The following is a 6,465-nucleotide window of genomic DNA, read 5'->3' as shown; positions in this document are numbered from 1 at the left end:
ACTTGTCCCGGCACCGCGCAGCGAAACAGGAACCCACCCGAAGCCTCAGCCGGTGACCACCGGCAGGCAGGCGGGAACCTCCGTCCTTTAGGGCGAAGAGGATGTCAACGCTTCCGCGAGTATCCGCTCCCGGAGCCGGAGTCCGTCATCAGCGGGCCTCGTTCTGCCTCCCTGTCGCGCTGGACGCGGCCGCCCGGGCCGTCGGCGCACCGGTGGAGATCCTGGCGTCGATGTCGTCCTTCCGTCGGGCCTGGTCGTTCCCGACTTGGTCGTGGTCGACGCCGGCGCGACCGCCGGCGATCCCGTCACCGGCGACTGTCGACGCCGTTCGGCTTGTGGTCGAACTCGTCTTCCTGGGCAGCAGCACCATGGACCGCAAGGTCAAGCCCGTGCTGTACGCCGAGGCGGCCGTCCCGCACTTCTGGCGGCTCGAGTTCTACCCCGCCTCCATGCTCGCCGCCTACGAGCTGCAGGGCGGCCGGTACGTGGAGCGGACGACTGCACTCTCCGGTACGGCCACGCACCTGAATGCCCCATTCTCCTTCGCGATCGACCCCATGGGACTCGCACGCCCGTAGATGTCGTTCGACGGCAGCATGGACGGCGACCGGTCCCGGGCAGGTCGGTGAGATGAAGGTCGGCCTGAAGATCAGTCCCCCGTCGCCTCCTCGCCGACCATCAGCCGCAGTGCGTCCCGCAGGGACACCCGTTCCTCCTCCGACAGGCCTGCCAGCGGTGCGCGTGCGAAGGACAGTGACTCGCGCAGGCTTCGGGCCACCCTTCGTCCCTCCTCCGTCGCCGCCGCGACCTTGACGCGCCGGTCGGCGGGGTCGGAGCGGCGTTCCACCAGGCCGCGTGCCTCCAGGCGGTCCACGATGCCCGTCACGTTCGACGGCTCGCACTTCAGCCTGTGGGCCAGCTTGCGCATCGGCAGCGGCTCCAGGGACAGCAGGCTGAGGAGCTTGGCCTGGGCGCCGGTCAGGGCGCGTTCCGCAGCCGCCTCCTCGTAGTCGGCGTGGAAGCGGGCCACGACCTCGCCGATCAGTTCGACGACCTCCAGGGTGAGTGCGTCGGGGCGGCGCGTGGTGTCGCGTGGTGTGGCCATGGGATCCAGGGTACTCATTTGTTTGACAAGCTGAAATGTTCAGTCGCATGGTTGTTTCATAGGCTGAAATACCTCTGGCGTCTCCAGGATGTCCCCCAGGGGCCTGGAGAAGCCGGAGAGCCTGAAGGACCGAAGGGCCCGAAGGGCCCCCCTCCCCGCAAAGGCACCCTCATGACCGACTCCCCCGCACTCCCCTCCGTCAACCGCGCCTGGCACCTGGTCAGCCGTCCGGTCGGCTGGCCCGAGCCCGAGGACTTCGCGCTTGTCGAGGCGGAGGTCCCCACCCCGCGCGACGGCCAGGTCCTGGTCCGCAACCTGTACGTCTCCGTCGACCCCTACATGCGCGGCCGGATGAGCGCCGCCAAGTCCTACGCCGCCCCCTACGAGCTGAACAAGCCCATGCTGGGCGGTGCCGTCGGCGAGGTCGTCGCCTCCAGTGCCGAGGGCTTCGCGGTCGGCGACCACGTCCTGCACTCCTTCGGCTGGCGCGAGTACGCCGCCCTGGACGCGAAGCACGCCGTCAAGGTGGACCCGGACGCCGCGCCGCTGTCGACGTACCTCGGCGTGCTCGGCATGACCGGCCTCACCGCCTACGTCGGGCTGCTGCGCACCGCCTCCTTCAAGGAGGGCGACACGGTCTTCGTCTCCGGCGCGGCCGGGGCCGTGGGCAGCCAGGTCGGGCAGATCGCGAAGCTGAAGGGCGCCGCCCGCGTCATCGGCTCGGCCGGCTCCGACGAGAAGGTCGGGCTGCTCGTCGACGAGTACGGCTTCGACGCCGCCTTCAACTACAAGGACGGCCCGGTGAGCAAGCAGTTGCGCGACGCCGCCCCGGACGGCATCGACGTCTACTTCGACAACGTGGGCGGCGAACACCTGGAGGCCGCCGTCGGGTCGCTCAACCTGAACGGCCGCATCGCCATCTGCGGTGCGATCTCCGTGTACAACAACACCGAGCCCGCCCCCGGCCCGAAGAACCTGGCCCGGCTCATCCAGACCCGCGGCCGCATCGAGGGCTTCCTCGTCGGTGACCACTACGACCTCCAGCCGCAGTTCGTCGAGGAGGTCGGCCCGTGGGTCGCCTCGGGCGCGCTGAAGTACCGCGAGACGGTCGTCGAGGGCATCGAGAACAACCTGGAGGCGTTCCTCGGCGTCCTGCGCGGCGACAACACCGGGAAGATGATCGTCAAGCTCTGACCTTCCGGCACCGGACGGATCTTCCCGCTGCTTCCGGCATGCGGTAACGTCTTTCCGAAATCTGTCGTGATCGTGGGCGCGAGTCACGGCGGACCGAGAAGGAAGACACCCGCATGCCCATCCAGCAGTCCGAGGTCCTCTACACCGCCGTCGCCACCGCCGAGAACGGCCGCGACGGACGGGTGGCCACCGATGACGGCAAGCTCGACGTGGTCGTGAACCCGCCCAGGGAGATGGGCGGCAACGGTGCCGGCACCAACCCGGAGCAGCTCTTCGCCGCCGGGTACAGCGCCTGCTTCCAGGGCGCGCTCGGCGTCGTGGCCCGCCAGGAGGGCGCCGACGTCTCCGGTTCGACCGTCACCGCGAAGGTCGGCATCGGCAAGAACGACGACGGGTTCGGCGTCGTCGTCGAGATCTCCGCCAAGATCCCGGCGGTCGACGCCGCCACCGCCCGCTCCCTGGTGGAGAAGGCCCACCAGGTCTGCCCGTACTCGAAGGCGACCCGCGGCGACATCACCGTCACGCTCGCCTGAGGCGCCCCCACTCCGCCCCCACTCCGCCCCCGCTCCGGTCCGCCCCCGCTCCCGCCGCGGCGGCGGTAGAGTGCGCGCATGCGTGATCTTGGGGCGGGGTTCGGTCATCTCCTGAAGGGCCAGCGGTGGGTGGCCCGGCACGGCCGGAGCTACGGCTTCGGGCTCGTCCCGGGCCTGATCACTCTCGTCCTGTACGTGGGCGTACTGATCGCGCTCGCGCTGTGGGGCAGCGATGCCGTCGCCTGGGCGACACCCTTCGCGGACGACTGGTCCAGCCCCTGGCTCGGACTCTTCCGGGGCTTCCTCACCGCCGTGCTGTTCGCACTCGCGCTGCTGCTCGCCGTGCTCACCTTCACCGCCGTCACGCTGCTGGTCGGCCAGCCCTTCTACGACGAGCTGTCCGTGCGGGTCGACCGCGACGTCTCCCCGGACGGCACCGCGCCCGAGTCCGACCTGCCGCTCTGGCGGGACCTGTGGATCTCCGGCCGGGACAGCCTGCGCATCCTCGTCCGCGCCGCCGTCTGGGGCGTGCTGCTCTTCGCGCTCGGGTTCGTCCCGGTCGTCGGGCAGACCGCGATCCCGGTGATCGGCTTCCTCGTCACCGGCTTCTTCCTCACCGAGGAACTGGCCGCCGTCGCCCTCCAGCGCCGCGGCGTCGAACTGCGCGAGCGCCTCGCCCTGCTGCGCTCCCGCCGGATGCTGGTCTGGGGCTTCGGCACCCCGCTGGGCCTGGCCTTCCTGGTGCCGCTGGTCGCCGTGTTCCTGATGCCGGGCGCGGTCGCCGGCGCCACCCTCCTCGCCCGCGAACTGCTGGGCGAGGAGACCCGCGACGGCGACCGGCCGGCCGACGGCGCCCCGGCCGACGGAACCCCGGGCGACGGCGGCCCCGGCGACCCCGAGGTCAGCTCCGGTCCTGCCCCGACGCGCTGACCGCCACCGCCACGATCGCCCGCGTCTGCGCCACGATGTCCAGCCGGTTGCGCACGAACGCCGGGTCGGTGACCGTCCCCGTCGCCGGGTCGGCGTTGTCGGGAGCGAACTGCAGCACCGGCGTGTGCACGTGCCCGCCCGGCAGCGTGTCGTGCAGCCCGAGCCGGTCCCGCAGCAGCGTCGCCCGGTAGGCGATCTCGTTGGACAGGTAGTTCCCGCCGCCGCCCTCCCGGGCCGTCGAACCGGGCGTCGGACCGTCCGGCCGTACGACGGGCTCGGTGCCGCCCGCCGGGATCTCCGTCACGGCCGTGTTGTCGATGACGGGGAAGCGCCCGGTGTCCGCGGCCGTGATCGCCCCGTACGGCAATGTCGTGGTCGTCCACTGCGGCTGCGAGTCCGGGTCGGCGACCGGGACCGTCTCCGTGCGGGAAACGTTGTCGTTGTCCGGGAAGCCGCCCCGCCAGGCGCCGTTGGTCCGCTCCACGTCGAACTTCCCGACCCGGCCCTGGCTCACGGTGGTGAACAGGTCGGCCTTCGGCAGGTACGGCCGCAGCGCCCGCTCCACGGCACCGTCCGCGAAGTCCTGCCAGCGCACCGGGAACACCGCCGTCTCCACGCGCGCCGGGCCGTCCGGCGTGTCGATCACCGTGCCGTCCAGTGCGAGCGCCACGGCCCCGGAGGGGTTGGAGATGCGGATGTCACGGTCGAGGGTGAACGGGTCGAAGCCGGTCAGCAGGACCCGCTTCACGCCCTTGCCGCCGCCCTGGTTCCCGTGTCGCGCGTGCGGCAGGCGGATGTCGCGCTGTCCGCGCGAGGCACGCTCCAACTCGTCCAGCAGTGCGGTGCGTTGCCCCTCGCTCAGTCGGTACCCCGGCTCCCATGTCCGCAGTTCCCGCGTCATCCCGAGCCGCGCCCAGTACAGCGGCCGGTCGTCGTCCCGGCTGAGGTCCCCGCGGGCGGGCCCGCGTCCCTGCACCCGGTCCACCGCCCGCCGCCACAGTGCGGACCCCTCTCGGACGACGAGCCGCCGGGCCTCTCGGTAGGAGTCGGCCCGGTCGAGCCCGCGGGCGAACGCCGGTGCCACGGAGGCGAATCCGGAGCGGCGCAGGATCTCCTGGGGCACGTCGCCGTCCAGCCGCCGCTCCTCGGTCGTCGGCGCGGGAGCGGTGGAGGCCGTGACGGGGGCCGCGGTGGCCGACACGGGGGCGGCGAGTCCCGCCACCAGGGCCAGTCCGAGTACGCCGATGCGGGCGTGTATGGGTGTCAAGGGAGTTCAGGTCCTTCCATCGCCGTGGGGTCGCGCTGTGGGACGGCGGCAGTATCGCGTGGTGGGAGGGGCCTGCGCTACGGCACGGCGAACGGCGCGTGCGAGTTTGTGAAGGCTTCGTACAAACTGAGGACCGGGCCGCTGATCACGGACCGGCCGGTCACCGCGGCGATTAACGTCTGAGGCGGGACAGCACGCCCGCAGAGGCCACCGCGTCCGCGAGGTCACCACGCTCGCGGACGCCAACGCGCCCGCGCGTGCATCCCCCCGGAACTGCCCCGGCCCGGGACCTGACGGCCGGGCCGGGGCGGCACGCGCCCCCCGACGGCCGTCCGGCCGACACCGGCCCCGCCGTCCGGCGGGCTACCGCGCCGAGAAGCCGTACACCGTCTCCGAGCGGAACACCTCGCCCGGCCGCAGCACCGTGCTCGGGAAGTCCGGCCGGTTCGGGGAGTCCGGGAAGTGCTGCGTCTCCAGCGCGATGCCGTCACCGGGTGCGAAGGGCTCGCCCAGCTGGTCGGCGGTGTACAGCTGGAGGCCCGGCTCGGTCGTCGCCACCGTCAGCACCCGCCCCGACGCCGGGTCGTGCAGCTCGGCGACCTCCTCCGCGGTCTCCGTCACGCCCTTGTCCAGGACGAAGTTGTGGTCGTAGCCCGAACCGACCTTGCGGGCCCGCCGGAAGTCGAAGCGCGTGTCCGCGACGTCGGCCGGCGCGCCGGGCACCGGGATCAGACCGGCGTCGACCTCGGTGACGCGGGAGGCGGCCAGCCGCAGTTCGTGGCCGCCCGCGTGGCCGGAACCGCTCAGGTTGAAGTAGCTGTGGTTCGTGGGGTTCAGCACCGTCGGCGCGTCCGTCACCGCCTCGTAGCCGATCCGCAGCGCCACCGGCCCGTCCGCCCCGTCAGGCTGCTCCAGCGTGTACGTCACCGAGATCTCCAGGCGGCCGGGGTAGCCCTCCTCGCCGTGCGGGCTGGTCCGGGTCAGCCGGATGCCGTGCCCGGCGTCGCCGACGGGCGCCACGTCCCACACGTGCTTGTCGAAACCGCGCTCCCCGCCGTGCAGCGAGTTCGGCCCGTCGTTGCACGCCAGCGCGTATGTACGCCCCTCCAGCGGGAACCGGCCGCCCGCGATCCGGTTGGCGTAACGCCCCACGAGCGCGCCGAAGTAGGGCTCCGGGTGCGTCAGGTAGCCGTCCAGGTCCGCGAACCCCAGCACCACGTCGGCCCTGTTCCCGTCCCGGTCCGGCACCTCGGCGGACTGCACGGTCCCGCCGTACGACAGGACCCGTACCCGCACGCCGGCCCGCTCGAGGGTCCAGCGGTGGACCTCAGTGCCGTCGGAAAGTGTGCCGAAGAGTTCGCTCATGTGCGGAACTCTAGGACACCGGGCAGGTCAGGGCCGCGGTCCGGATCACAGGTCCGGGTCGGGCCGCGGTC

General features: G+C 72.0%; 7 protein-coding genes. 4 read left to right on the top strand and 3 right to left on the bottom strand.

What is annotated here, in order from left to right:
* The first annotated feature begins 335 nt into the window (after positions 1-335).
* Positions 336-578: a hypothetical protein gene (locus HZS56_RS30335; RefSeq protein WP_308408193.1), complete on the top strand. Its 243-nt coding sequence runs from the start codon at positions 336-338 to the stop codon at positions 576-578.
* A gap of 71 nt (positions 579-649) precedes the next feature.
* Here HZS56_RS30335 and HZS56_RS30330 read toward each other — a convergent pair whose 3' ends face one another.
* Positions 650-1,105: a MarR family winged helix-turn-helix transcriptional regulator gene (locus HZS56_RS30330; protein ID WP_216724011.1), complete on the bottom strand. Its 456-nt coding sequence runs from the start codon at positions 1,103-1,105 to the stop codon at positions 650-652.
* A 171-nt stretch (positions 1,106-1,276) separates the two neighbouring features.
* On the opposite strand from HZS56_RS30330, the gene HZS56_RS30325 reads away from it, so the two are divergent.
* The 3 genes from HZS56_RS30325 to HZS56_RS30315 all read left to right on the top strand — a co-directional run bounded on the left by HZS56_RS30325 (position 1,277) and on the right by HZS56_RS30315 (position 3,762).
* Positions 1,277-2,299 carry an NADP-dependent oxidoreductase gene (locus HZS56_RS30325; protein ID WP_216724010.1) on the top strand — a complete coding sequence of 341 codons (1,023 nt, stop codon included), beginning with the start codon at positions 1,277-1,279 and terminating at the stop codon, positions 2,297-2,299.
* Between the two features lie 113 nt (positions 2,300-2,412).
* Entirely contained in the window at positions 2,413-2,832 is a 420-nt protein-coding gene (locus HZS56_RS30320; RefSeq protein WP_216724009.1) for an organic hydroperoxide resistance protein, read from the top strand.
* 78 nt (positions 2,833-2,910) lie between these two features.
* Entirely contained in the window at positions 2,911-3,762 is an 852-nt protein-coding gene (locus tag HZS56_RS30315) for an EI24 domain-containing protein (protein ID WP_216724008.1), read from the top strand.
* Here HZS56_RS30315 and HZS56_RS30310 read toward each other — a convergent pair.
* Positions 3,734-5,029: a pyroglutamyl-peptidase I gene (locus tag HZS56_RS30310; protein WP_216724007.1), complete on the bottom strand. Its 1,296-nt coding sequence runs from the start codon at positions 5,027-5,029 to the stop codon at positions 3,734-3,736. The genes HZS56_RS30315 and HZS56_RS30310 overlap by 29 nt on opposite strands.
* A 363-nt stretch (positions 5,030-5,392) precedes the next feature.
* A complete protein-coding gene (locus HZS56_RS30305) occupies positions 5,393-6,394 on the bottom strand; it encodes an aldose epimerase family protein (protein WP_216724006.1) in 1,002 nt (333 codons plus the stop codon).
* Positions 6,395-6,465 lie beyond the last annotated feature (71 nt).

This window comes from Streptomyces mayonensis (assembly GCF_018982965.1).
GTDB lineage: Bacteria > Actinomycetota > Actinomycetes > Streptomycetales > Streptomycetaceae > Streptomyces > Streptomyces mayonensis.
Note: the sequence above shows the minus strand (reverse complement) of the source record. Positions and strands in the feature narration are given on the sequence as shown.

What these genes read in the sequence shown, in the direction of transcription:
- HZS56_RS30330 (WP_216724011.1), bottom strand. Translation starts at nt 1,105, where the DNA reads ATGGCCACACCACGCGACACCACGCGCCGCCCCGACGCACTCACCCTG.
- HZS56_RS30325 (WP_216724010.1), top strand. Translation starts at nt 1,277, where the DNA reads ATGACCGACTCCCCCGCACTCCCCTCCGTCAACCGCGCCTGGCACCTG.
- HZS56_RS30320 (WP_216724009.1), top strand. Translation starts at nt 2,413, where the DNA reads ATGCCCATCCAGCAGTCCGAGGTCCTCTACACCGCCGTCGCCACCGCC.
- HZS56_RS30315 (WP_216724008.1), top strand. Translation starts at nt 2,911, where the DNA reads ATGCGTGATCTTGGGGCGGGGTTCGGTCATCTCCTGAAGGGCCAGCGG.
- HZS56_RS30305 (WP_216724006.1), bottom strand. Translation starts at nt 6,394, where the DNA reads ATGAGCGAACTCTTCGGCACACTTTCCGACGGCACTGAGGTCCACCGC.